Here is a 24,763-nt window from a genome sequence, read left to right on the forward strand (position 1 = left end):
CGGTCCAGAGGTGTTCGCCGCAGCACAGGGTGGAGGCCCCGTCTCCGGTGGTGACCCGGTAGACCTGCTTGGGCCCCTGCGGGTAGATGCCGATCACCGGGGTCGGCCTGCCGTTCGAGCCGATGACCAGGTCACCGACCTGAAGCGAACCGAACCGCTTGAACCCCTCCGGCGTGAGAACCCGCGCATCGTACGGCTGGGCCCGGCCCCTCATGTACGCCAGTGGGGCGACCTCGATGGTGCCCGCCGCCATCAGCTTCGGGATGGTCTCCGGGTCGAGCATGTCGTGCAGGGCGTCGTAGAGGGGGCGCAGGTACGGGTCGATCTTCTCGTTGAGGGTTCCGGGCAGGAAGCCCAGCCGCTCCCCCGCCTCGACGGCGGGCCGGGTCAGGATGATCCGGTTGATCTGCTTGGTCTGCAACGCCTGGACCGCCTTGGCCATGGCCAGGTAGGTCTTGCCGGTGCCGGCCGGGCCGATGCCGAAGACGATGGTGTGCGCGTCGATCGCGTCGACGTAGCGCTTCTGCCCGAGGGTCTTGGGCCGGATGGTGCGCCCACGCCGGGACAGGATGTTGAGGGTGAGCACCTCGGCGGGCCGTTCCGTGCCACCCTGCTCCAGCATGCCGACGGTACGCCGGACAGCATCAGTGGTCAGGGTCTCGCCTTTCTCGATGAGCTCGAGCAGTTCGCTGAAGATCCGCTCGGCGAGGGCGTTGTCGGCGGGCGCGCCGGTGAGGGTGATCTCGTTTCCCCGCACGTGCACGTCGCTGTTCACCGAGCGCTCGACCAGTCGAAGGATCTCGTCACCCGCGCCGAGCAGGTTCACCATGATCTTCGAGTCGGGGACGGTGATCCTGGTCTGCACCCGGGGTGGGCCGGGAGGTGGGGTGCCGGTCATAGGTCGGGCCGCGGGGCCCTACGCCACCTGCTCTCGATCTCGGTGCCGGGCCTGGCGCCACGGCGTGCTGACGTTACCTCCATCGTATCGGGTCGCCAGCTCGGACACGCTGCCCATTTCCGGTGGCACCACAGGCGCACAGAAGCGGAGGAAGCGGACATCAACGATCGATTCCGGCACGAAAGTCGTACCGGTCGAAGGTCTCCTGGTGCCGGGTGAACCGGTAGGTGGCCCAGTGCAGCCGGACCACCACACCGTCGTCGTCGCGGGTCAGCCGGAGCAGTTCGCCGACCTCCCGCCCGGCGACCGTACGGAACACGTCCGGCCGGTCCGGTAGCGGCGCGAAGACCGCAGGCGGCTTGCCCGGCGGGTCGTCCGCACCCCGGGCCTGAAGGGTCGCCTCCCGCCAACTGAACACGTACTCGAAGCCCTCACCCCACCAACGGCCGAGCAGCCCTCGCAGATGTGCGGGGGCCGGGTCGCCGGGGTGCCACGGGGTGATGTCGGCCGGATCGTGCTCGGCGGCGGCGGCGAGCAGCCGGTGCGGCAGGTCCAGCAGTTCCGCCGCGGTGCCCGAGGAGCCCAGCACGGCGGCGCCGAAGGCCGCCGGGGTGCCCTCGCCGCCGCGTCGGCCGTACACCCCGGCGAGGAACCCGGGCATGGCGCCGTCGTGCCCGACGTGCACCACCCGGTCGCCCTGGGGCACCAGGATCAGTCCCAGGCCGAAGCCGGCGTTCCAGACGGCCTCGTCGGTGACCGTGACCGGCCAGCGCATCTCCTCGACGGTGGCCGGGGCCAGCACCCGCCCGGTCGGGTCCAGCGCGGCCGGATCGGCCAGGAAGGCCGCCCAGCGGGCCATGTCGGTGGCGGTGCTCCACAGCTGCGCGGCGGGTCCGACGGCACCGAAGTCGGTCGGGGGCTCCGGATGCGCCTCATCGGAGTAGGCGTCGACCAGGTAGCCGGTGGCCGCCCGGGGACCGGGCGCAACCGTGGTGTCGGTCAGCCCGAGGGGGGTCAGCACCCGCTCGGTCAGCACCTCGGCCCAGGTTCCCCCGCGTACCTGCCCGACCAGTCGACCGAGCAGCGCCATGCCGAGGTTGGAGTAGTGGAACCGGCGGCCGGGCGGCAGCACCCGCTCGGCCCGGGTCAACTCGGCGAGCAGCCGGTCGGCGTCCGGCACCCGCAGGGTGTCCCAGACGTCGCCGTACGGCTCGCGTTGCAGGCCCGCGGTGTGCGACAACAGTCGGCGTACGGTCGACTCGCCGTGTGCCGGCAGGTCGAGGTGCCGGCCCACCGGATCGTCGAGGTCGAGCAGACCGTCGTCACGGCACTGCATGACCAGTACGGCGGTGAAGGTCTTGGTCACCGACCCGATCCGGAACCGGGTCCGGTCGTCCAGGACGGTGTCGTTGCCCGTGCCGCCGACCGTGCACGTCCAGGGCGCCCGGTCGGCCCGGTGCACGGCGGCCGCGACCGCCGGTACCCGGGCCTGCGCCTGGACCCGCCGGACCATCCGTTCCAGGTGCCCGGCGGCGGTGGTGCGGTCGGCGGCTGAACTCACGCCACGTCCCGGGCCAGCATCGGACCGAGCGGCGCACCGCCCAGCAGGTGGGCGTGTACGTGGAACACCTCCTGGCCGCCGTAGCCGCCGGTGTTGAACATCAACCGGAAGCCGTCACCGAGCAGCCCCTCGTCCTCGGCCACGGCGGCGGCGGTGGCCAGCACCTCACCGGCCAGGGCGGGGTCACCTTGGCCGAGGGTGGCCACGTCGGCGTAGTGCTCCTTCGGGATGACCAGCACGTGCACCGGGGCCTTCGGGTCGATGTCGCGGAAGGCGAGGGTGGTGGGGGTCTCCCGGACCACCGTGGCCGGGATCTCCCCGGCGACGATCCGACAGAACAGACAGTCAGCAGTACTCACCCCGGCAGTGTAAGGAAAGGACCCTGCTTAACGCCTCGGGTAGAGCAAGGGCCCCTTGTTAACACCACCGAGCAGGTACGGCAGGATGTCGCCCATGGCGGGACGGGCAGTGCTGGTCACGGGTGGTTCACGGGGCATCGGGCGGGCGGTGGTGCAGGCCTTCGCCGCCTCCGGCGACCGGGTGGCCATCCACCACCGCGACTCGGCGCAGTTGGCCGAGCAGTTGCGGGCCGAGCTGCCGGGCTCAGGCCATGTGGTGGTCCGCGCCGACCTGGCCGACCCCGACGCGGTACGGGCGATGGTCGACGAGGCCGCCGACCACCTGGACGGGCTGGACGTACTGGTCAACAACGCCGGCGTGTTCGGGCCGGCCGACCCGCCGCATCCCGTCTTCGGCAGCAGCTACGAGCAGTGGCGGCAACGCTGGCGTGAGGTCTGCGACACCAACCTGTTCGGGGCGGCCAACGCCGCCTGGTGCGCCGCCCAGCACATGCGCGCGCGAGGTGGGCGGATCATCAACGTCTCCTCGCGCGGCGCCTTCCGCGGCGAGCCGACCAATCCGGCGTACGGCGCCAGCAAGGCCGGTCTCAACGCGATGGCCCAGTCGCTGGCGGTGGCCCTGGCGCCGTACGGCATCGCGGTGGCCTCGGTGGCGCCCGGCTTCGTCGAGACGGACATGACCAACGAGCACCTGAAGGCTCCGCGGGGTGCGGCGATCCGGGCCCAGAGCCCCTTCGACCGGGTGGCCCGTCCCGAGGAGATCGCCGCGGCCGTGCACTGGCTGGCCAGCCCCGAGGCGGAGTGGGCCTCCGGCACCATCATCGACCTCAACGGCGCCTCCTACCTGCGCACCTGACCCCACACTCCCGGCTCTAGCCCCTCCCGCGCGCCAGGCAACGGACAGGTCTACCAGCGCAGGAGGCGGGTGGCCAGGACGGCCAGGGCGGCCACCCCGGCGGTGGAGGTACGTAGTACCGAGGGGCCCAGACGGACCGGGTGTGCGCCGGCCTCCTGGAAGGTCGCCAGCTCGGCCGGGGTGATGCCGCCCTCGGGGCCGACCACCAGCACGATCTCGCCCTGATCGGGCAACTCGACAGTGGTCAGCCGGTCGGTCGCCTCCTCGTGCAGGACGTATCCGGCGGCGGCGCCGGCGATCCGGCGGCTGACCGAGCCGGTGGACTCGTCCGGGGCGCCCGCCACCACCGGCAGCCACGCCCGGCGGGCCTGTTTCGCCGCCTCCCGGGCCGTGGCCACCCACTTGTCCCGGGCCCGTACCCCCCGGTCACCGCGCCACTGCGCCACCGAACGGCCGGCCGCCCAGGGGACGATCTCGTCCACTCCCGCCTCGGTCATCGCCTGTACGGCCAGTTCACCCCGGTCGCCCTTGGCGATGCCCTGCACCACCACCAGTCGGGGGTTCGCCGCATCGACGTACCCCCGACCGGTGATCTCGAGGTCGAGGGTGCCCCGGCCGACGGCGGTGACCACGGCGCTGGCCGTGCCGCCCCGACCGTCGCCGAGCAGCAGTTCCTCACCGACCCGCAGCCGTTGCACGGTGGCGGCGTGGTGCCCCTCGGGGCCGTCGAGCACCATCGAGTCGGCGACCGGCAGCGACTCGACCAGGAACAGTGGAGCGGACACGAGACGGGGCCGGTCAGGCGTGGCCGTTGAAGGCGTCGCGCATCCGGGAGAAGAAGCCGCCCTGCTTGGTCAGCTCGGCGACCTCCTCGCCGCGGGTCTTGGCGAAGTCGCGCAGCATCCGCTCCTGGTCGGCGTCGAGCTTGGTCGGGGTACGCACGTCGAGGTGGACGTACAGGTCACCACGACCGGTGCCACGCAGATGGGGTACGCCCCGGGCGCGCAGCCGCAGGGTGCTGCCCGGTTGGGTGCCCGCCTTGACGTCGACCGGCTCCTCACTGTCGAGGGTCTTGATGGTCAGCCGGGTGCCCAGCGCCGCGGCCGTCATCGGCACGGTGACCCGGCAGTGCAGATCGTCGCCCTTGCGGGAGAAGACGTCGTGGGGCCGCTCGTGGATCTCGACGTAGAGGTCACCGGCGGTACCACCGCCCGGACCGACCTCACCCTGCTGGGCCAGGCGGATCCGCATCCCGTCCTCCACCCCGGCCGGAATCTTCACCGTCAGCGACCGGCGGGTCCGGACCCGGCCGTCACCGGCACAGGTCGGGCAGGGGTGCGGAATGGTCGTGCCGTAGCCCTGACAGACCGTGCAGGGCCGGGCGGAGACCACCTGACCGAGGAAGGTGCGCTGCACCGACTGCACCTCACCCCGGCCACCGCACGCCTCGCAGGTGGCCAGATGGGTGCCGGCCGCGGTACCCGCACCGGAGCAGGTGCTGCACAGCACGGCGGTGTCCACCGTGATCGGTGCCTCCACCCCGAAGGCGGTCTCCTGGAGGTCCAGTTCCAGCCGCAGGATGGCGTCGGCACCGGGCCGGGTACGCGGTCGAGGTCCCCGGCCCGCGCCGGTCGCCCCGCCGAAGAAGGCGTCCATGATGTCCTGGAAGCCGACGAAGGGACCGGCGCCACCGGGCCCGCCCGGTCCACCGGCACCGCCGCCGCCCGGGGCCAACGGGTCGCCACCGAGGTCGACGATCTGCCGCTTCCGATCGTCCGAGAGGACCTCGTACGCGGCGTTGATGTCCTTGAACTTCTCCTGTGCCTCCGGGTCCGGATTGACATCCGGGTGGAATTGCCGCGCCAGCTTGCGGTAGGCGCGCTTGATCTCGTCATCGGAGGCTCCTCGGCTGACGCCGAGAATGCCGTAGTAGTCCCTGGCCACTGCGTTCCGTGTCCTCGTGTTCGTCTCGCATTACGCCGGTCGGCGGCAGCCCACCGTCGGCCCTGACTGATCAGTTCTGGGCCAGCAGCTCGCCCACGTAGCGTGCCACGGCCCTCACCGTGGCGATGGTCCCGGGGTAGTCCATCCGGGTCGGCCCCAGTACGCCCATTCCCCCGACAATGGTCTCCCCCGGTCCGTAGCCGGTGCTGACCACGGAGGCCGCCCGCAGGTTGTCGATCTTGTTCTCGTCCCCGATGCGCACCCGTAGTGTGCTCGGCTCAACCTCGCCGATGAGTTTGAGCAGGACGACCTCCTCCTCGAGGGCCTCCAGGATCGGCCGCAGTGAACCTTGGAAGTCCAGCAGGCCACCGCGGGCCAGGTTGGCGGTGCCGGCCAGCGCGATCCGCTCCTCGTGCCGCTCGACCAGTGTCTCCAGCAGCACGGTGGACAGGGTGGTCATGGCCAGCCGCAGGTGCGGTCCACATTCGTCGATGAGGGTCTGCACCAGGGGCGGGGTCTCCGACAGCTGGATGCCGACCAGCTTCTCGTTGGCCGTCCGGCGCAGGTCCAGCACGTCGTCGGCGGCGATCGGGGCGGGCAGTTCGACCAGCCGCTGCTCGACCCGCCCGGTGTCGGTGATCACGACCAGCATCAGTCGGGTGGTCGAGATGGGCACCAGTTCCAGGTGGCGTACCCGGGAGCGGGCCAGGCTGGGGTACTGCACCACGGCGACCTGCCGGGTCAGTTGAGCCAGCAGCCGCACGGTGCGGTGCACCACGTCGTCGAGGTCCACCGCCCCGGCCAGGAACCGCTCGATCGCCCGGCGTTCGGCCGGGCTGAGCGGCTTGACCCGGCTCAACCGGTCGACGAAGAGCCGGTAGCCGCGGTCGGTGGGCACCCGGCCGGCACTGGTGTGCGGCTGCCGGATGTAGCCCTCCTCCTCCAGCACGGCCATGTCGTTTCTGACGGTGGCCGGCGAGACGCCGAGCTGGTGCCGCTCGACCAACGCCTTGCTGCCGACCGGCTCCTGGGTGGCGACGTAGTCCTCGACAATCGCCCGCAGTACGGCGAGCTTGCGGTCGTCGAGACCCATCTCCCACCTCCTGTCGCAGGTCAGTGTCGAGCGTCACCGCCGCCGAAGGGCGCCCTGGCACTCGACTGTAGCGAGTGCCAGTCTACGTCGAGGCCCCCCGACCGCGCGATGATCAAGAAGTGGAGCTGTCCGAGGGCCGATCGGAGAGGTGACACGCACCGGTGTCGCTATGGTGCGCCATTGCCGCCTGCACCTACGGTGAGCTCCATGACCGAACCACCTCGTCCCCCAGATTACGGCGACGATCCCACCGCCCCGGTTTCCGGATCGTCTGGCCAGGGCGGCTACCCGCCGCCCGGCGGTTATCCCCCGCCCGGTGGCTACCCACCCCCGGGTGACCAGCCTCCCTCGGCCGACTATCCGCCCCCGGGTGGTTATCCGCCGCCCGGCGGCTACCCTCCGCCCGGTGTCGGTTACCCGACCGGGGGCTACGGCGCGCCGGGGGGCGGGTACGGCACCAACGAGGACAAGACCTGGACGCTCATCGCCCACTTCGGCGGGCCGCTCGGCGTGGTCGTCGGTGGTGGCCTGCTCGGCTGGGTGGCGCCGCTGATCGCGAACATGACCCGTGGACAGCAGTCCCCGACGGTGCGGGCACACGCCGTCGCGGCCCTCAACTTCCAGCTCACCTGGGCGGTCGTCGGGCTGCTGAGCTGGGTGCTCACCGCGATCACCTGCGGCATTCTGTTCTTCGTCCCGATGCTGGTCTGGGTCGTGCCGTTGATCTTCGGCATCATCGGCGGGGTCAAGGCCAACGAAGGCGTCCTCTACCGCTACCCGATGAGCTACTCCTTCGTGAAGGGCTGATCGGCAGCTAGGGCAGCAGGTCACGCACCACGGCGTCGGCGAGCAGCCGGCCGCGCAGGGTCAGCACCGCGCGGCCGGCGGCGTAGTCGGGCGCGGCCAGCAGGCCGTCGGTCACCGCCCGCGCCGCAGCCGCCCGACCGGGGCCGTCCAGGACCTCCAGGGGCAGTCCCTCGGCCAGCCGCAGCCGGAGCATGACCTCCTCCATCCGGGCCTCGTCGGGGGTCAGCACCTCCCGGGCCAGGCCGGGTGACCGACCGGCGGCCAGGCGTTGGGCGTACGCGGTGGGGTGTTTGACGTTCCACCAGCGCACCCCACCGACATGGCTGTGCGCCCCCGGTCCTAGGCCCCACCAGTCCCCGCCGGTCCAGTAGAGCAGGTTGTGCCGGCACCGGGCCGACGGCGTACGGGCCCAGTTGGACACCTCGTACCAGGAGAAGCCGGCCGCGTCGAGGGCGGCCTCGGCGGCCAGGTAGCGGTCCGCGGCGACGTCGTCGTCCGGGTACGGCAGCTCCCCCCGACGCATCCGCGCGGCCAGCCGGGTGCCGTCCTCGACGATCAGGGCGTACGCGCTGACATGGTCGACCCCCGCCGTCACGACCTGCTCCAGGGAGGCGGCGAAGTCCTCCGGGCGCTCCCCCGGCGTTCCGTAGATCAGATCCAGGTTGACGTGGTCGAACCCGGCCTCGCGGGCCTCCAGGGCGGCGGCCGTGGCCCGGCCGGCGCTGTGCCGGCGGTCGAGCACGGCGAGCACCCCCGGGGCGACCGACTGCATGCCCAGCGAGATCCGGGTGTAGCCGGCGGCCCGCAGCTCCTTCAGGGAGGCCGGGGTGACCGACTCCGGGTTGGCCTCGGTGGTCACCTCGGCGTCGGCGGCCAGCCCCCAGGTGCGGTCGATGGCGTCGAGGATGCGGGCCAGGTCGTCGGCGGGCAGCAGGGTGGGGGTCCCCCCGCCGACGAAGACGGTCTCCACTCGGCGGGGCGGGCGGTCGCCCAGCACCCGCGCGGCGAGCGCCAACTCGGCCAGCACGGTGTCGGCGTAGCTGTCCCGGCTCGCGCCGCCGCCCAACTCCTCCGCGGTGTAGGTGTTGAAGTCGCAGTAGCCGCAGCGACTGGCGCAGAAGGGCACGTGCACGTACACCCCGAAGCCGCCCTCATCGACTCTGTTCAGGGCGGAGGTGGGCAGCGACCCGTCGACCGGGACGGGTTCGCCTGCTGGAAGGACGCCGGGCATGGCCACTAGTGTGCCCTCCCATGACCTCTCCCGACGCGCTGGTGCGGGTCACCACGGCCCGCGGGGTGAGCACCCTCACCCTGGACAGCCCACACAACCGCAATGCGCTCTCCACCCCGTTGATGACCGAACTGCTGGCCGGGCTGCGCGCCGCGGTCGCCGACGACACCGTCCGGGTGATCGTGCTGGACCACACCGGCCCGGTCTTCTGTTCCGGGGCGGACCTGAAGGAGACGGCGGCGGCGTACGCCAGCGGAACCGTGCCCGCCGGCATGCTGGGTGAGGTTCTGGCGGCCGTCTGGGAGTGCCCCAAGCCCGTGCTGGCCCGGGTGGCCGGCCCGGCCCGGGCCGGAGGTCTGGGCCTGATCGCGGCGGCCGACCTGGCGGTCTGCGCCGCCGAGGCCACCTTCGCCTTCACCGAGGTACGCATCGGGGTGATCCCGGCGGTGATCTCGGCGACCGTGCTGCCTCGGCTGCATCCTCGGGCGGCGGCCGAGCTGTACCTGACCGGGGACACCTTCGACGGCCTGCGGGCGGCGCAGATCGGTCTGGTCACCGCTGCGGTGCCGGGGCAGGAGTTGGACGCCGCGGTGCAGCGCTACTGCGACTCCCTGGTACGCGGTGCCCCTTCGGCGTTGGCCGGGGCCAAGGAGCTGCTGCGCCGGCCGCCCGCCACCGACCTGGGCGAGGAGTTGGCGGCGTTGAGCACCCTGTCCACCCGGTACTTCCTGTCCGCCGACGGCATGGAGGGGGTCATGGCCTTCCGCGAGAAGCGCCCGGCGCGCTGGGTGGCCGAACTCGACAGGTGAGGATCGGCCGATAGCGGGGAACTTCCCTTCCGGCGCGGATGACGCGCTTCGGACGGAACTGGTCGGATGATCCAGATCGAGCGGCGCGGGACGTACGCTTCTGCGCGGACGTCGTACGGGAGGTGTGGGTGCGGACTCGGGTGCTCGTGGCGGGTTTCCTGGTCGTCGTGCTGGTCGCGGTGGTCGGCATCGTGCTCGGCATGCGGCAGGTGGGTCAGCGGCTGCGGTTGCCGCTGGCCAGCCGGGCGTGCACCGTGCAGGCCGACGGGAAGGTGACCCTGGACGCCCATCAGATGGCCAACGCGGCGACCATCGCGGCCATCGGCATCCAGCACGAGCTTCCGGACCGGGCGGTGGTGGTGGCGCTGGCCACCGCCTACCAGGAGTCCGGGTTGCGCAACCTGGCCGACGGGGACCGCGACTCGGTGGGTCTGTTCCAGCAGCGCCCCAGCCAGGGGTGGGGCACCCCGAAGCAGATCCAGGATCCCCGGTACGCGGCCGACCGGTTCTATGCCGCGCTGAAGAAGGTGCGCGGCTGGCAGGACATGCGGGTCACCGACGCGGCGCAGAAGGTGCAGCGTTCGGCCTTCCCGGAGGCCTACGAGAAGTGGGCCGACGAGTCGGAGGTGCTCACCCGCGCGCTGCTCGGCCACGCCACCGGCGCGGTGGTCTGCACCTTCGGGGGTGATCCGGCGATGCGGGGGGAGGCTGCCGCGACCGCCCTGACCAAGGGGCTGAGCCTGGACTGGGGGCTGACCGCCGCGGCGACCACGGCCAGCGGGCTCACGGTCGCCGCGGCCAACCAGCTCGAGGGCTGGCGGTACGCGCACTGGCTGGTCGCCCACGCCACCGACCACGGGGTGAAGCGGGTGCGGTTCGGCGACCTGGAGTGGACCAACCGGGGCGGCTCGTGGAGCCGGGTGGGTGACGGTTCACGCCAGTCCGCCGAGGTCGTCGCCGAGGTCTTCGGGGACGCCTGAGAGACTCCGATCTCCTTACCCGCAGTAACCGCAAAATCCGTCAATTCGCTACCAACCGTCTGCCGATTACACTCTGAGTAGCCAGAGGTAGTCACCCAGGTGCGTTGGGTGACCGTGGCTGTCAGGATCGATGCGGGTGGTCCCTGGGTCGGCGCGAAGGGGCGTTACGATCGGCCACCTGTGCCAGAAATGGTTTCACCTCATGGGGAGGGGTACGACGTGGCATTCGACTACGGCGACCGCACCGGCTATGAACCGATCAGTGACGTCGACCGCAAGGAGTTCCATGAGCAGGGCTTTCTCCTGCTGCGCAACGTCCTGACCGAGGACCACCGGGCCGCCCTCGAAGCCGCGGTCGACCGGGTGTACGCCGAGGAGCAGGCCAAGGGCAACACCACCAAGGACGGCACCCTGCACCTGCTGGGCTTCCTTGAGCGCGACGAACTCTTCGGCGACCTGCTCACCCACCCGATCGCCTTCCCCTACATGTGGGGCCTGGCCGGGTGGAACATCTACAGCCACCACAACCACCTCGACGTCACCCCGCCGGCCCTGGAGCCGGAGAAGCCGTACTGGGGGTGGCACCAGGACGGGTACCGGCAGAACTCCGACCCGGAGACGATGGACCCGAACCTGCCCCGGCCGATGTTCTCGCTGAAGGTCGCCTACGTGCTCTCCGACCTGTCGGAGACCGGTCGCGGCGCCACCAAGGTCATCCCGGGCAGCCACCTGTGGAACTCGCTGCCCCGCCCGGCGGACACCACGGTGCACAACCCGGACCCGGAGGGCACCGTCGAGATCACCGCCAACCCGGGTGACGCCTTCATCTTCGACCGTCGCCAGTGGCACTCGCGGTCGACGAACCTGTCGACCATCACCCGCAAGATGCTCTTCGTCGGCTACACCTACCGGTGGATCCGTCCCCTCGACGAACTGCACATCGACAAGGATGGCGAGTGGTGGGCCAACCGCACCCCGGTGCAGCGTCAGCTCTGCGGTGAGGGCACCCATACCGCGAACTACTGGGGCATCAACTGGGACGGCTACATCGACGACGAGATTCCGCTGCGCAAGGAACTCAAGGAGCGGGGTCTGCTCAACCGCAACATCCCCTGGCTCCGCTAAGCGGTAAGTAAGGGCACCTCATTAACGCCTCGCGTACTTAAAGGGGTGCCCTTCTTGACACCCCTGTCGCACAGTGGGTGTACGGCGAACGAAAAGGCACCCGACCGTTCCGGTCGGGTGCCTTTTCCGTGATCAGTTTTACCGGTGGGTGACCCCCCGGCGGCTGCGGCCGACCCCGGCGACCAGCGCGACCGCGATGGCGGCCAGCAGCACCTGGAGCATCAGCTCCCGCCAGTCGATACCGGCGGTCTCGGCGAAGCCGGAGGCACGGGCGATCACAGTACCGAGCAGGGCGGCACCGACACCGATGAGCATGTGCAGCCAGATCGGCATGTTCTGACGGCCCGGCACCACCAGGCGGCCCAGGGCGCCGATGATCAGACCGACGATCAGCGCGGTGATGATGCCCCAGACAGTGAACTCCATGGTCGCTCTCCTTCACAAAAGGCCGATCCACGTTCGTGGTTTTTTCTGTCGTGACCGCCTAATGCCCGACCCTCGAAGTTCTCAAACCGGCCCACCTCACTCAGGCCGCGCGTCGTGGCCAACACGCCGTTTCGGCGCAATGGGGGTCACCCGACACCTCGACGACCGCCATTGCGCCGAAACGGCGAACACCCAGACCGGCCCGTACGACGAAGGCACCGCCGGTCGGATCGACCAGCGGTGCCTTCGGGGATCTTCCCAGCGCGGCTACTTCTTGCCGGCGGCCTTGCCGTCGCCGGAGTCGGAGGACAGGGCGGCGATGAAGGCCTCCTGGGGGACCTCCACCCGGCCCACCATCTTCATCCGCTTCTTGCCTTCCTTCTGCTTCTCCAGCAGCTTGCGCTTACGGCTGATGTCACCGCCGTAGCACTTGGCCAGCACGTCCTTGCGGATCGCCCGGATGGTCTCCCGGGCGATGACCCGGCTGCCGATGGCGGCCTGGATCGGCACCTCGAACTGCTGGCGCGGGATCAGGTTGCGCAGCTTGGCCGCGATGGTGGTGCCGTAGGCGTACGCCTTGTCCTTGTGCACGATGGCACTGAAGGCGTCCACCGGCTCGCCGTGCAGCAGGATGTCGACCTTGACCAGGTCGGACGCCTGCTCGTCGGTGGGCTCGTAGTCCAGCGAGGCGTAGCCCTTGGTGCGGCTCTTGAGCTGGTCGAAGAAGTCGAAGATGATCTCGGCCAACGGCAGCGTGTAGCGCAGTTCCACCCGGTCGGCGGAGAGGTACTCCATGCCGAGCAGGCTGCCTCGACGGCTCTGGCACAGCTCCATCACCGCACCGACGTAGTCGTTCGGGGTCAGCACGCTGGCCCGCACCGTCGGCTCGTACACCTCGGCGATCTTGCCGGTCGGGTACTCGCTCGGGTTGGTGACCACGACCTCCTGGCCGTCCTCGGAGATCGCCCGGTAGACCACGTTCGGTGCGGTGGAGATCAGATCCAGGTTGAACTCCCGCTCCAGCCGCTCCCCGATGATCTCCAGGTGCAGCAGGCCGAGGAAGCCGCAGCGGAACCCGAAGCCGAGCGCGCCGGAGGTCTCCGGCTCGTAGGTCAGCGCGGCGTCGTTGAGCTTGAGCTTGTCCAGCGCGTCGCGCAGGGCCGGGTAGTCCGAGCCGTCGATCGGATACAGACCCGAGTAGACCATCGGCTTAGGGTCCTTGTAGCCGCCGAGCGGCTCGGCCGCCGGGCGCCCGTTGATGGTGACCGTGTCACCGACCCGGGACTGCCGGACGTCCTTCACCCCGGTGATCAGGTAACCGACCTCGCCGACACCCAGGGCGTCGGACTTCACCATCTCCGGCGAGATGACGCCGATCTCCAGCAGTTCGTGGACCGCGCCGGTGGACATCATCTTGATCCGGTCCCGGGCGCTGATCCGCCCGTCGATCACCCGGACGTAGGTGACCACACCCCGGTAGACGTCGTACACCGAGTCGAAGATCATCGCCCGGGCCGGGGCGTCGGCGTCACCGACCGGCGGGACGAACTGCCGGACGATCTCGTCGAGCAGGTAGGGCACCCCCTCGCCGGTCTTGCCGGAGACCTTGATGCAGTCCGCCGGGTCACCGCCGATCAGGTGGGCGAGTTCCTCGGCGTACTTCTCCGGCTGGGCGGCCGGTAGGTCGATCTTGTTGAGCACCGGGATGATGCGCAGGTCGTTCTCAAGGGCCAGATACAGGTTGGCCAGGGTCTGGGCCTCGATGCCCTGGGCGGCGTCGACCAGCAGGATCGCACCTTCGCAGGCGGCCAGGGAGCGGGACACCTCGTAGGTGAAGTCCACGTGCCCCGGGGTGTCGATCATGTTGAGTACGGCCTGTTCGCCGGCCCGCTCACCATCGCGGATGGTCCACGGCATCCGTACGGCCTGGCTCTTGATGGTGATGCCGCGCTCGCGCTCGATGTCCATCCGGTCGAGGTACTGCGCACGCATCTGCCGAGGGTCGACCACACCGGTGAGCTGCAACATCCGGTCGGCCAGGGTCGACTTCCCATGGTCGATGTGGGCGATGATGCAGAAGTTCCTGATCCGCGCCGGGTCGGTGGCACCAGGAGCGTTCGCGCCGGTATCGAGCGTCGGTGGCACAGCGGTCCGTTCTGGTCGGCTGACGTGAGCAGGCCGGCTCGTGCCGGCCCCCTCTATGCTCCCACGTCCCCGCCGAGCGTCGGCCAGGCGTCCGTCACTCCTGCGGTGGCTCGACGAAGAGGGCCGCCAGCCTGGGCAGCCGACGCCGGGCCTCGTCGGCGTCGTCGAAGTCCCAGAAGTCGTTCAGGTCCGACACCGGCGGCGGCTGCCGGTCCGTCGGCAGATCGGTGGCGGTCGCCTTGCGGTACGCATCCCACGGCACCGCCAGCATGTCCTCGCACTCGAACTCCTCGCCGCTGAGGGCGGCCGATCGCACCCGGGGCAACTCGGCCAGGGAGTCCGGGTCGGCCACCACGCGGGCGAAGACCTCCCTGCCCTGGGTCATCAGCCAGCCCCGGAAGTACTCGAACCCGTCGTCGGAGGCACCCCCGTTGATCAGGTACGCGGCACCCCACAGATCCACCCGGTAGGAGGCGCTCAGCACCCGCCGCTGGTGGTGGGCGTACCCGACGATCTCCTCGGGGTCGCGGGCGGCGAGCAGCGCAACGGCCCGAGCGGCGATGGCGCCGGGCTCTCCCCCACCGGACCGAGCGCTGTCGATCAACTGCCAGAAGTCGTCGGTCCTCATGGCCTGGCAGTCTGACAGACCTCCCGACGGTCACCGCACGTTGCGGGGCGGTCGGGCACCCCATGTCGCCGCCACCGGGCAGCATGGTCGGGTGAGCAACCCGTCCGTGCCGCCCGTGCCGTACCACGCCACCGCCCAGCGGCCCGGCTGGACGGCCCTGCCGGCGGCGGTCCGGGCCGCCGTCTCGGCCCGCCTCGGCGCCCCGGTGGTCGAGGTCCGGGTCGCCACCGCCGGCTTCACCCGAGGTTTCGCCGCGGTGCTGCGCACCGCCGAGGGTGACAGCGCCTTCGTGAAGGCCGCGGCCCGCGCCGAGCAGCCTCACCTGGTCGACTGGTACGCCCGGGAGGCCGCCATCCTCGCCCGGCTACCCGTCGGCCTGCCCGTGCCGGGACTGCGCTGGACCCTGTGGGAGGCCGGCTGGTATGCGCTCTGCCTGGACCCGGTCGAGGGGCACACCCCCCGGCTGCCGTGGGACCCGGCGGAGTTGGACGCCACCCTGGCCGGCTACGTCGACATCGCCGCCGCCCTCGCCGACCCCCCGACCGAACTCGCCGGTCTCGGGCTGCCCCGCCTCGCCGACCTGGCGCGGGAGGACATCCTCTGGTGGGACGAGGTGGCCGCCGGCCGGGAACCGGCGCCGCCGCTACCGGCATCGGCGGTCGGCCGGCTGACCGAGTTGGTCGCGCTGGAGTCGAAACTTCCCCGGTACGCCGCCGAGGCGACCGGCCTGACCCACGGTGACCTGCGGGTGGACAACGTCCTGATCGGCGCCGACCGAACGGCCTGGTTCTGCGACTGGACCTGGCTGTGTCACGGACCGGCCTGGTTCGACCTGGTCGGCCTGCTGATCACCGGGTACGCCAGCGGACTGGAGGTGGATGCCCGGTTCGCCACCCACCCGGCCGCCGCCGACGCGCCAACCGACGCGCTGGACGTGACCCTGGCCGCCCTGGCCGGCTACCACCTGACCGCTGCCGCCGCTCCCCCACCGACCGCCTCGGCCCAACTACCCGCCCACCAACGATGGACCGGCGAGCAGGCCCTGGCCTGGTTGGCCCGCCGCCAGGGGTGGAACTGACCCGGGGCGGCCTCCGGCCGAGGGCAACTGGGGCCGTGGCGGAGTACAGGTGAGGCCGGGGTGACGCCGGGTCTCACCGCGAGCCGGAATGGTGGTCCCGGGGCCGCGCCCCGGCGTGGGTCGGGTGCCGTTTTGGCCCGTCCGAACTGACCTGGTAACCTGGCTCTTCGCGCAGCGATGACGCATGCTCGTCGCGCGCACAAGCTGACCAACCCGAGCTATCAAGACGAGGCTGTCGCGTGGCGAACATCAAGTCCCAGATCAAGCGCAACCGGCAGAACGAGAAGCGCCGGCTGCGTAACAAGTCGGTCAAGTCGTCGCTGAAGACCGCCATCCGCAAGTTCCACGAGGCTGCGGAGGCCGGTGACGCCGAGAAGGCCACCGCGCTGATGCAGGACGCCTCCCGGAAGCTGGACAAGGCGGCCAGCAAGGGCGTCATCCACGCCAACCAGGCGGCGAACCGCAAGTCGGCGATCGCCAAGCGCGTGGCGTCGCTCTCCTCCTGAGCTGACTACCGCAGACCTGACGTAAGCCCCGGGGCCAGGTGCCCCCGGGGCTTACGCTCGTGCACCAGCGTTGACCACGGCCTCGGCGGCTTTTCGATCCGGCTCGGCTCGACGGCTGCTTACGGTCTCGGCTCGGCCGCTGCTTACGGTCTCGGCTTGTCGGTGCCGGCGGTACGGTCGGTCGGCTCGACACTGTCCGCAGGCCCCACCCGGAGCACCACCCCGGGCACGCTGTGCGGCAGCCAGTCGACCTGGGCCCGCCCGACGACCGGTTCCATCTGCCGTCGGAACCGGTCGCGTTCCTGATCGGGTACGGCTGCCGCCGAGCGGATCACCGCCGCGGCCACCAGGTCGTTGAGCTTGACCATGACGGCCACCGCCGCGGGAAGCACCACGACCGCCCACCAGGTGACCAACTCGGCCAGGACCAGCAGGGTCGCCAGGGCGATCGCCCCTTCGAAGAAGACGAAGCAGAGCACCCCACCCGGGTTGACGACCCGCAGCCCGAGGGCCCGGGCGTAGAGCGGCCGGTAACGCTGCTGGTCAGCCGAGATCGTGGCCCAGGAACCACGCAGGGCTCCGCTCATCTGGCGCCGCCCCGCGCGGCGGCCACCGAGAAGACGGCCCGCTCCAGCGCGTACGCCCGATCGTCCGACCCGCCCTTGACCGCCGCGTTGCACTCGGCCGCCGCCTGCATCGCCTGGACCAGCCCTTCGGGCGTCCAGCCGCGCGCCTGCCGCTGGGCCCGTTCGACCTTCCACGGCGGCATGCCCAGGCTGCTCGCCAACTGGTAAGGGCTGCCCCGCCCGGCGGAGGCGACCCGGGCGACCGTACGGATGCCGTCGGCGATAGCGTCGGCGATCGGCACCGGGTCCACCCCGACGTGCAGGGCCCAGCGCAGGGCCTCCAGCGCCCCCGGCACGTCACCGACCATGGTGGCGTCGGCCACGGTGAAGCCGCTCACCTCCACCCGGCCCCGGTAGTAGCGGGCCACGGTATCGGCGCTGATCCGGCCGTCGGTGTCGGCGATCAGCTGCGCACAGGCCGCGGCCAACTCCCGCAGATCGTTACCGACCGCGGCGATCAACGCCTCGGCAGCGTCGTCGGCGCACCGGCCGCCGGCCCGGCGGAACTCGTCCCGGACGAAGGCCACCCGATCCCGGTGCCCCTTGAGTTTGGTGGCGGGCATGATCTGGGCACCGGCCGCCTTCAGCCCGTCGGCGAAGGCCTTGCCCTTGGCCCCGCCGAGATGCTGCACGATCAGCTGCACATCCGGGTCGGGATTCTTCGCGTACGCGAGCAGGGCCGCGACCAAGTCCTTGCGGGCGTCCTGACCGGACCGCAGCACCAGCACCCGACGACCCCCGAACAGCGAGGGGCTGAGCATCTCGTCGATCTCGCCGACGGTGAGCTGCCCGGCCTGGTACTCGCGGACGTCCACCTCCGGATCGGCGGCCCGGGCGGTGGCGACCGTTTGGGCCACCGCACGCGTGGCGAGCAGCTCCTCGTCACCGAGGACGAGCACAATAGGAGCGGCACTGGCGGCGGTCACGCCGCCCATATTCGCACGCTGGCCAGCCCGGTCCAGTCGGGTCGACCGCACGGTGCGAGCAGACCCCGCACAAAGCGCAAATCCCGACATACCGCTAATTCTTCATCTATCGCCATAAGCTGGGGTCAATTTCCGCCTTTCTTCGAGATCGGCGGTGAGTCCGGTTCACGGTCTGGACCGACTCAGGTCGACCCCGCCGGGCACCACGGCCAGCCCGACCCCATCGCGCACCACGGCCACATCCCCGTCCAGGTCGGTACGCAACACCCGCGCCCCGCCCCGGGCCAGCCGGGCCAGCACCGCGTCGTTCGGATGCCCGTAGGTGTTGCCCGCCCCCACCGGCACCAGGGCTACCCTCGCGGCGATGGCGTCCAGAAAACCTGGATCCTGGTACGCGCTGCCGTGGTGGGCGACCTTCAGCACGTCGGCCCGCAGCCGGTGGGCCGGCAACTGCTCCCGCAGGGCCTGCTGCTCCTCCGTCTCGGCGTCACCGGTGAGCATGATCCGCACCCCGGCCACCGTGGCGAGCAGCATCAGGGAGTTGTTGTTCGGGTCCGACCGGGTCCCCCGCATCGGGTAGGGCGGTCCCACCACGACAAGGTCCACGGCACCGGCCTGATATCGCCACCCGGCCGCAACGGGCACCACCGGGATGCCGCGACCCCCGGCGGCATCGTGGATCTGCTGCCGTCCGGTTGCCGGCTCCGGCCACTGCGGAGTCGCCACCAGGTCCACCTGCCGCCCCCGGAAGACCCCCGCCACACCCCCGGTGTGGTCGACATGGAAATGGCTGACCACCAGCAGCGGAACCCGGCGCACATCGAGCCGGCGCAGGCAGGCGTCCGCCGCCTGCGGATCCGGGCCGGCGTCGACCACCACCGCCCGTCCGGGGGCCACCGGCAACACCACCGTGTCGCCCTGCCCCACGGCGCAGACCGCGATCACCCAGCCCTTCGGCGGCCAGCCCGGCGCGATCACCCGCACCGGCACGGCGCCGAGCACCACCGCGACCGTGCCCACCGCCACCAGGCGACGCACCACCGGCCGCCGGACGGCTACCAACAGGGCCACGGTCAGCCCGGCCAGCAGCAGGGCCCCGGTCACCCCACCCGGCCAGGGCAGGTTGCCCATCGGCAGCCGGGCGCCATACCGGGCGACCAGCACCAGCCACCACGCCGGCCAGTGCGCCAGCCACGCGGCCACCTCGGCACCGAAGGGCCAGATCGGCGACACCGTCGCGGACAGCACACCGAGCACGGTCGCCGGGGCGATGGCAGGCACCACGAGCAGGTTCGCCGGCACCGCGACCAGACTGATGGTGCCCGACAGCCCGGCGATCACCGGCGAACAGGCCAACTGCGCGGCAGCCGGCACCGCCAGCGCCTCGGCCGCCCCCGGTGGTACCCCCCGCCGCCGCAACCCGTCGCGCCACCGGGGCGCGAGCAGCAACAGACCACCGGTGGCCAGCACCGACAGCGCGAAGCCGGCGTCGCCGGCCAGATCGGGGTCGACAAGCACCAGCACCGCCACGGCGGCGGCCAGGGCCGGCACGGCCGCTCGGGGACGGCCGGCGGCCAACGCAGCGAGCCCGATCGCCCCCATGGTGGCCGCCCGGACCACACTCGGCGAGGGACGGACCAGGATGACGAAGCCCACCAGCGCCACCCCGCAGAGGACCGCCGCCAGACCCGGCCCGGCCCGCGCCCACCGGGCCAGCAGCAGCACCGCCCCCACGACGATCGCGACATTGGACCCGGACACCGCGTTGAGGTGGGTCATTCCGGTGGCCCGGAAGTCCTCCTCGACCTCCTCGGGCAGCCGGCTGGTGTCCCCCACCACCAGCCCGGGCAGCAGACCACCCGGCTCGTCCGGCAACGGCGCACACGCCTGTTGCAGGCCGGCCCGGAGCCGGCCGGCGGCCCGTTGCAGGGCCGAGGGTGCCCCTAGCCGGTCAGGTGGGCCCGAGGCCAGCAGCACGGCACCGGTCAGGTCACCGCCGCGCGGTTCGGTCAGCTTCCCCGCTGCGGTGAGGCGTTGACCGGGCAGCAGGTGCCGCCAGGCCGGGTCGTCGGCGAGGACCAGCACCCGAGCGGGTACGGTGACCCGCTGCTCCGCCGGGCCGGTGACGCTCACCATCTTGGCCCGTACCAGCAGGGTGGGCGGGCGTCCGACGATGCCACCGCGTACCGGCCGTGGGTCGTCCCGGACGACCAGTTCAGCGGTTACCTGGGCCCGGTCCTCGACGAGGGCGCGCAGCGGCTCGGCGTCGCGTACGGCCAGCCGGGCCGAGGTGGCGGCACCGCCGCAGACCACCCCGATCAGCACCGCCACCACGATCCAGCCGTAGCGCCGGGCTACCGTGCCGGGGCGACCGACGAACCCGAGCAGGTGCAGCGCCGCCAGCCCGGCCAGGCCAGCAGCGACGACGGCTGGCAGCAGGGCCCGCCGGGCGTCGAGGTGCAGCCCGGTCAGGGCGGTGAGCCAGGCGGCCACGGCCAGCCCAGCCAGCCGCAGGTCAGGCGGTTGCCCGCCGCTCGGGTCGATGATCGCCCCGAAGGGGCCGGCACCCCCGGGCAGCGACCCGGCCACCGGCGAGGGCGGCCCGGAGGAGGAGAGCCCGTCCGCCCTCACACCGTCACCAGGTCTTTGAGTTCCTCGTACCGCGCGTCGCCGATGCCGTTGACCTGGCGCAGGTCGCTGACGGACCGGAAGCCGCCGTGCTGGTCGCGGTGCTCGATGATGCGTCGGGCCAGCACCGGCCCCACCCCGGGCAGGGTCTCCAACTGGGCCTGGCTCGCGGTGTTCAGGTTGACCCGCGCGCCCGCGCCCGGATCGCTACCGGCTGCCGGGCCGGTACCCGCCGCCGGGGTGGGAGCCGCCACCCCGACCACGATCAACTCCCCGTCGGTGACCTTGCGGGCCGGGTTGAGCATGGCGACGTCCACCCCGGGCAACGCGCCACCGGCCGCCGCGACGGCGTCGGCGACCCGCGCACCGGCCGGCAGGCGCACCAGCCCCGGACGACGGACCTTGCCCGCCACCGCCACGACCACCTCGCCGGTCGCCCCCTCGACCGGGTCGCCCTCCGGGCTGTCCGAGGTGTCCGACGTGGGCGCAGCGGTCACGGCAGCGACCGGTTCGACCTGTGGTCGGGAGCGCCAGGTCCAGCCGGCCGCCCCGAGCACCACCAGAACCGCGACTACCGCCAGCGCCCGGACCCCTCGCCTACCCGGATCGAAGGCACCCGGCCCCGGCAGCCGGGACACCGGTGCGACTTCGGCCGCATCGTGCCCTGGCCCGGACTGCCCGGACGCATCGGTCGGCACCGAGTCGGCCGGCGACGCTGGATGAACCAGCGGCACCGACCCAGCCAGCGGCACAGCATCGGCCAGCAGCACCGGCCCGACCAGCGGCATCGGTCCGGCCAACGGCTCCGGGTCGGTCGGTTCGGGATCGACCCAGGCGGGCCTGGCCGACCGGACCTGTCTGGCCGTGACCGGTCCGGAGGCGGCCGGTCCGGACACGGTCGATGTGCGTGGCTGCTGGCCGGTGGGCACTGGAGGAACAGGCAGTGGCACCGTCGGCCACTCCAACGGGGTGGTCGCAACCGTGGCGGACGCCGGTACCGGATCGAGGCCGGATGTCCAGGGTCTGCCCGAGGCATCGAAGCGCGGGTCGGTCACCGATGCCCCCGGCACCGCTGTCGGTGGTAGGTCGGCACCGCGCTCGGGCGCACCGGGCATCAGTCGCCACAGGCGCGCCCGTACCGCCGTCTCCTCGTCGTTGGACACCGCGCGAGGTTAGGACGACCGGCCCGGGTCAGGTCGGCCCTGACCGTCCCCACTGTGGACAACCGACCTCCTGTGGACAACGCCCTGATCATGCCCACGATGTGCTATCGGCGGTGCCGCTGCCCCCAGGTCGAGGCGCTGTTGCGGCACCCGGTCGGGAGTGTGCGGTGAGCGCCTCGTGCAGAGTCCGGCGAGCAACTTCCCGGCAGAGCCCGCCGGACCGGGACCGCCCGACAGGGGACCGCTGGTGCAGGAGGGCGGAAGCTCAGGTGGCCGGTCGTCGGTGGATCACGACGCAGGCCAGACCGGTGCCGACATGGGCGGCGACGGCCGCACCGGCCTCGGTGAGGTACGTGTCGTGCAGCCGGTCGCCCAGCCGGACGGTCAGCGCCTCCAGTAGGAGCTCGGCGCGTTGCGGGGCGGCGAGGTGGTGCACGGCGAGATCCACCGCCGTGTCGTCGGCCGCCTCGACGGCCAGATCGACAAGCCGCGCCACCCCTCGGCTGGCGGTACGCACCTTGTCCTTGAGCACGATGCCGCCGTCGGAGACGTGCAGGATCGGCTTGACCGACAGGGCCGTACCGAGCAGTGCCTCAGCCGCGTTGATCCGGCCGCCCCGGCGCAGCAGTTCCAGGGTGTCGACATAGAAGAAGGTGCTGGTACGGCCGGCCGCCTCGATGGCCGCGGCGCGTACCCCCGCCAGGTCCGCGCCCTGGGCGGCGGCCCGGGAGGCGGCGAGAGTCGGGAAGCCGAGACCCATGCCGCAGGAGCGGCTGTCCACCACGGTCACCCGCCCGCCGAACTGCGCCGCCGCCAACTCGGCCGCCTCGACCGTGCCGGAGAGCCCGGCCGACAGGTGCACCGAGACGACCCCCTGCGCGCCGGCCTCCAGCAGGCTGCCGTAGGTCCGGGCGAACTGTTCGGGCGACGGCCGGGAGGTGCTCACCGAGACCCGCCGGGCGCTCAGGGCCCGGGTGGCGTCGGCGGGGAAGACCTCCACTCCCTCCAGCCCTTCGACACCGTTGAGCACCACGGTCAGCGGCACGACGGTCAACCGGTGCGCCGGCACCAGTTCGGGCGGAAGGTAGGTGGTGGAGTCGGTCACGACCGCGACGGGCATGTCCGGCACGGTAGCGGATCGGGCCGGTCGGCCGTCCAACCGGTTCAGGGCCGGGACGGCGGCGCCGGCTCGTCAGACCGGCTCGGCCGATCCCGGCGCGGCCGGGGTGGCCGGCACCCCGAGTGGGCCGACGTTGTACGCCCGCAGGCGCCAACCCCGGTCACCCTCCTGGCGCAGGTCGGTCCAGTGGCAGTTGCGCAGCGGACCGATGGTACGCAGCACCGTGTGGTCCCAGCCCAACAGCTGCCCACAGCCCTGCCGCGCCGCCCCGCCGTGGGTGGCGACGACTATCGTGCCCCCGGGCATCTCGTCGGCGATCTCATGCAGGGCGGCACCCATCCGCTTGCCCAACTCGTCCAGGGGTTCGACATCCGCGCCGGGAGCCGGGTCACCGGCCCGCCAACGGGCGTACTCCTCGGGGAACCGTTCGGCGACCTCGGTGAGCAGCAGCCCCTGCCACTGGCCGAAGTAGCGTTCCCGCAGTCGGGCGTCGGAGCGCACCGGCAGGCCGGTGAGCGCGGCCAGCGCGGCGGCGGTGTCCGCCGCCCGGCTCAGGTCGCTGGTGACGATGGCGTCCGGGTTCAGTGCGGCCAGCAGCGGGGCGGCCTCGCGTGCCTGCTCCCGGCCGAGGTCGTTGAGGGGTACCTCGGTCTGCCCCTGGACCTTGTTGGCGGCGTTCCAGTCGGTGTTGCCGTGCCGCCAGATGATCAGCCGGGTCACTCGCCCGATCCGGCGCCGGCCTCGGCACGAGCCAGGTCCCGGTCGACGAACGGGATGGTCGGGCAGTCCTTCCAGAGCCGGTCCAGGGCGTAGAACTCGCGCTCCTCGGTGTGCTGGACGTGCACCACGATGTCGACGTAGTCGAGCAGCACCCAGCGTCCACCGCGCTCGCCCTCGCGACGCACCGGCTTCGCCTTCTCCGGCAGGTCGAGCAGGGCTTCCTCGATGGCGTCGACGATGGCCAGCACCTGCCGCTCGTTCGACGCGGCGGCGAGCACGAACGCGTCGGTGATGGCGAGCTGGTCGCCCACGTCGATGATGACGATGTCCTGAGCCTTCTTGTCGGCTGCGGCCTGGGCGGCGGTGATCGCCAACTCATGAGCGCGCTCGGAAACTGTCACCGTTCTCCTTCGATCAACCGTGCGATACCCAAGCCTCTCACACGACCCGCCGGTGCGACCTGTCGGTTTCGCCCCGGAAACAGCATCATCCGCCCCATAAGGGGACTGATCACCCCTGATAGAGACGCCGTTTCGCGATGTACTGCACCACACCGTCCGGCACCAGATACCAGACCGGCTCACCGCGGGCCACCCGCGCCCGGCAGTCGGTGGACGATATCGCCATCGCCGGCACCTGCACCAGGCTGACCGTGTCGGCGGGCAGGTGTGCGTCGGACAACGCGAAACCCGGTCGGGTGACCCCGATGAAGTGCGCGAGTTCGAAGATCTCGTCCAGGTTCTTCCAGCTCAGGATGCGCTCCAGGGCGTCCGCGCCGGTGATGAAGAACAGTTGGGCCTTGGGGCCGTACAGGGCGTGCAGATCCCGCAGGGTGTCGACCGTGTAGGTGGGGCCCCCTCGGTCGATGTCCACCCGGCTGACCTGGAAGCGCGGGTTGGAGGCGGTGGCCACCACGGTCATCAGGTAACGATCCTCGGCCGGACTGACCGGGAGATCCTCCTTCTGCCACGGCTGACCGGTCGGCACGAAGACCACTTCGTCGAGCCCGAACCGGTCTGCGACCTCACTGGCCGCCACCAGGTGCCCGTGATGGATCGGGTCGAAGGTGCCGCCCATGATCCCGATCCGCCGGTTGTCTTGCGTCACCCCATGATCGTAGTCCGAATCCGGTCT

General features: G+C 71.5%; 24 protein-coding genes and 1 pseudogene. 7 read left to right on the forward strand and 18 right to left on the reverse strand.

Annotated features, from left to right (window positions below):
• Positions 1-151: 151 nt before the first annotated feature.
• From ACLQ2T_RS22365 to ACLQ2T_RS22375, 3 genes and pseudogenes are all read right to left on the reverse strand, one after another.
• A pseudogene (locus ACLQ2T_RS22365) lies at positions 152-898 on the reverse strand (PhoH family protein); the annotation flags it as partial.
• 160 nt (positions 899-1,058) lie between these two features.
• Positions 1,059-2,411: a serine hydrolase domain-containing protein gene (locus ACLQ2T_RS22370; RefSeq protein ID WP_425768345.1), complete on the reverse strand. Its 1,353-nt coding sequence runs from the start codon at positions 2,409-2,411 to the stop codon at positions 1,059-1,061.
• Positions 2,412-2,455: 44 nt separating this feature from the next.
• Positions 2,456-2,818, reverse strand: a complete 363-nt coding sequence (locus tag ACLQ2T_RS22375; RefSeq protein WP_425768299.1) for a histidine triad nucleotide-binding protein — start codon at positions 2,816-2,818, stop codon at positions 2,456-2,458.
• A gap of 94 nt (positions 2,819-2,912) precedes the next feature.
• Between ACLQ2T_RS22375 and ACLQ2T_RS22380 the strand changes: the two genes are divergently transcribed.
• Positions 2,913-3,674, forward strand: coding sequence for an SDR family NAD(P)-dependent oxidoreductase (locus ACLQ2T_RS22380; protein WP_425768300.1), 762 nt, complete (start codon positions 2,913-2,915; stop codon positions 3,672-3,674).
• A 50-nt stretch (positions 3,675-3,724) separates the two neighbouring features.
• On the opposite strand, the gene ACLQ2T_RS22385 is transcribed toward ACLQ2T_RS22380, so the two are convergent.
• The 3 genes from ACLQ2T_RS22385 to hrcA all read right to left on the reverse strand — a co-directional run bounded on the left by ACLQ2T_RS22385 (position 3,725) and on the right by hrcA (position 6,711).
• Positions 3,725-4,459: a 16S rRNA (uracil(1498)-N(3))-methyltransferase gene (locus ACLQ2T_RS22385; RefSeq protein WP_425768301.1), complete on the reverse strand. Its 735-nt coding sequence runs from the start codon at positions 4,457-4,459 to the stop codon at positions 3,725-3,727.
• A 13-nt stretch (positions 4,460-4,472) separates the two neighbouring features.
• Positions 4,473-5,618: a molecular chaperone DnaJ gene (gene dnaJ / locus ACLQ2T_RS22390; protein ID WP_425768302.1), complete on the reverse strand. Its 1,146-nt coding sequence runs from the start codon at positions 5,616-5,618 to the stop codon at positions 4,473-4,475.
• Positions 5,619-5,688: 70 nt separating this feature from the next.
• A complete protein-coding gene (gene hrcA, locus ACLQ2T_RS22395) occupies positions 5,689-6,711 on the reverse strand; it encodes a heat-inducible transcriptional repressor HrcA (protein WP_425768303.1) in 1,023 nt (340 codons plus the stop codon).
• Between the two features lie 207 nt (positions 6,712-6,918).
• Between hrcA and ACLQ2T_RS22400 the strand changes: the two genes are divergently transcribed.
• Complete coding sequence (locus ACLQ2T_RS22400) at positions 6,919-7,518, forward strand: DUF4870 domain-containing protein (RefSeq protein ID WP_425768304.1); 600 nt, start codon at positions 6,919-6,921, stop codon at positions 7,516-7,518.
• A 7-nt stretch (positions 7,519-7,525) separates the two neighbouring features.
• Here the strand turns inward: ACLQ2T_RS22400 and hemW are convergent, their stop codons facing one another.
• A complete protein-coding gene (gene hemW / locus ACLQ2T_RS22405; RefSeq protein WP_425768305.1) occupies positions 7,526-8,749 on the reverse strand; it encodes a radical SAM family heme chaperone HemW in 1,224 nt (407 codons plus the stop codon).
• A gap of 20 nt (positions 8,750-8,769) precedes the next feature.
• On the opposite strand from hemW, the gene ACLQ2T_RS22410 reads away from it, so the two are divergent.
• The 3 genes from ACLQ2T_RS22410 (at position 8,770) to ACLQ2T_RS22420 (ending at position 11,663) form a co-directional block, all read left to right on the forward strand.
• On the forward strand, positions 8,770-9,558 hold the full coding sequence (locus ACLQ2T_RS22410) for an enoyl-CoA hydratase-related protein (protein WP_425768306.1): 789 nt from the start codon (positions 8,770-8,772) through the stop codon (positions 9,556-9,558).
• Positions 9,559-9,680: 122 nt separating this feature from the next.
• Positions 9,681-10,538: a hypothetical protein gene (locus ACLQ2T_RS22415; protein WP_425768307.1), complete on the forward strand. Its 858-nt coding sequence runs from the start codon at positions 9,681-9,683 to the stop codon at positions 10,536-10,538.
• Positions 10,539-10,757: 219 nt separating this feature from the next.
• Positions 10,758-11,663, forward strand: a complete 906-nt coding sequence (locus tag ACLQ2T_RS22420; RefSeq protein WP_327024515.1) for a phytanoyl-CoA dioxygenase family protein — start codon at positions 10,758-10,760, stop codon at positions 11,661-11,663.
• 138 nt (positions 11,664-11,801) lie between these two features.
• Here ACLQ2T_RS22420 and ACLQ2T_RS22425 read toward each other — a convergent pair whose 3' ends face one another.
• The 3 genes from ACLQ2T_RS22425 to ACLQ2T_RS22435 form a co-directional block, all read right to left on the reverse strand.
• Positions 11,802-12,089 carry a GlsB/YeaQ/YmgE family stress response membrane protein gene (locus ACLQ2T_RS22425; protein ID WP_425768308.1) on the reverse strand — a complete coding sequence of 96 codons (288 nt, stop codon included), beginning with the start codon at positions 12,087-12,089 and terminating at the stop codon, positions 11,802-11,804.
• Positions 12,090-12,356: 267 nt separating this feature from the next.
• The gene (gene lepA, locus ACLQ2T_RS22430) at positions 12,357-14,234 is read right to left on the reverse strand and encodes a translation elongation factor 4 (protein WP_425768309.1); all 1,878 of its coding nucleotides are present in this window, start codon (positions 14,232-14,234) and stop codon (positions 12,357-12,359) included.
• A 94-nt stretch (positions 14,235-14,328) separates the two neighbouring features.
• Entirely contained in the window at positions 14,329-14,862 is a 534-nt protein-coding gene (locus ACLQ2T_RS22435; protein WP_425768310.1) for a DUF4240 domain-containing protein, read from the reverse strand.
• A 91-nt stretch (positions 14,863-14,953) separates the two neighbouring features.
• Between ACLQ2T_RS22435 and ACLQ2T_RS22440 the strand changes: the two genes are divergently transcribed.
• A complete protein-coding gene (locus ACLQ2T_RS22440) occupies positions 14,954-15,940 on the forward strand; it encodes a phosphotransferase family protein (RefSeq protein WP_425768311.1) in 987 nt (328 codons plus the stop codon).
• Positions 15,941-16,179: 239 nt separating this feature from the next.
• Positions 16,180-16,446: a 30S ribosomal protein S20 gene (gene rpsT / locus ACLQ2T_RS22445; RefSeq protein ID WP_425768312.1), complete on the forward strand. Its 267-nt coding sequence runs from the start codon at positions 16,180-16,182 to the stop codon at positions 16,444-16,446.
• A 143-nt stretch (positions 16,447-16,589) separates the two neighbouring features.
• Here rpsT and ACLQ2T_RS22450 read toward each other — a convergent pair whose 3' ends face one another.
• The 8 genes from ACLQ2T_RS22450 to nadD all read right to left on the reverse strand — a co-directional run bounded on the left by ACLQ2T_RS22450 (position 16,590) and on the right by nadD (position 24,736).
• Positions 16,590-17,033 carry a hypothetical protein gene (locus ACLQ2T_RS22450; RefSeq protein ID WP_425768313.1) on the reverse strand — a complete coding sequence of 148 codons (444 nt, stop codon included), beginning with the start codon at positions 17,031-17,033 and terminating at the stop codon, positions 16,590-16,592.
• Positions 17,030-18,007, reverse strand: coding sequence for a DNA polymerase III subunit delta (gene holA, locus ACLQ2T_RS22455; RefSeq protein ID WP_425768314.1), 978 nt, complete (start codon positions 18,005-18,007; stop codon positions 17,030-17,032). Before holA ends, ACLQ2T_RS22450 begins: the two co-directional genes overlap by 4 nt.
• 156 nt (positions 18,008-18,163) lie before the next feature.
• Entirely contained in the window at positions 18,164-20,575 is a 2,412-nt protein-coding gene (locus tag ACLQ2T_RS22460; protein ID WP_425768346.1) for a ComEC/Rec2 family competence protein, read from the reverse strand.
• A 50-nt stretch (positions 20,576-20,625) separates the two neighbouring features.
• On the reverse strand, positions 20,626-21,414 hold the full coding sequence (locus ACLQ2T_RS22465; RefSeq protein ID WP_425768347.1) for a ComEA family DNA-binding protein: 789 nt from the start codon (positions 21,412-21,414) through the stop codon (positions 20,626-20,628).
• Positions 21,415-22,054: 640 nt separating this feature from the next.
• Positions 22,055-22,909 (reverse strand): DegV family protein, encoded by an 855-nt coding sequence (locus tag ACLQ2T_RS22470; protein ID WP_425768315.1) that lies wholly within the window; start codon positions 22,907-22,909, stop codon positions 22,055-22,057.
• A gap of 72 nt (positions 22,910-22,981) precedes the next feature.
• The gene (locus tag ACLQ2T_RS22475; RefSeq protein WP_425768316.1) at positions 22,982-23,629 is read right to left on the reverse strand and encodes a histidine phosphatase family protein; all 648 of its coding nucleotides are present in this window, start codon (positions 23,627-23,629) and stop codon (positions 22,982-22,984) included.
• Entirely contained in the window at positions 23,626-24,030 is a 405-nt protein-coding gene (rsfS, locus tag ACLQ2T_RS22480; protein WP_425768317.1) for a ribosome silencing factor, read from the reverse strand. Before rsfS ends, ACLQ2T_RS22475 begins: the two co-directional genes overlap by 4 nt.
• A gap of 109 nt (positions 24,031-24,139) precedes the next feature.
• Positions 24,140-24,736, reverse strand: a complete 597-nt coding sequence (gene nadD, locus ACLQ2T_RS22485; protein ID WP_327024507.1) for a nicotinate-nucleotide adenylyltransferase — start codon at positions 24,734-24,736, stop codon at positions 24,140-24,142.
• Between the last annotated feature and the right edge of the window lie 27 nt (positions 24,737-24,763).

Origin of the sequence: Micromonospora sp. DT229 (assembly GCF_049844505.1) — a bacterium.
Classification (GTDB): domain Bacteria; phylum Actinomycetota; class Actinomycetes; order Mycobacteriales; family Micromonosporaceae; genus Micromonospora.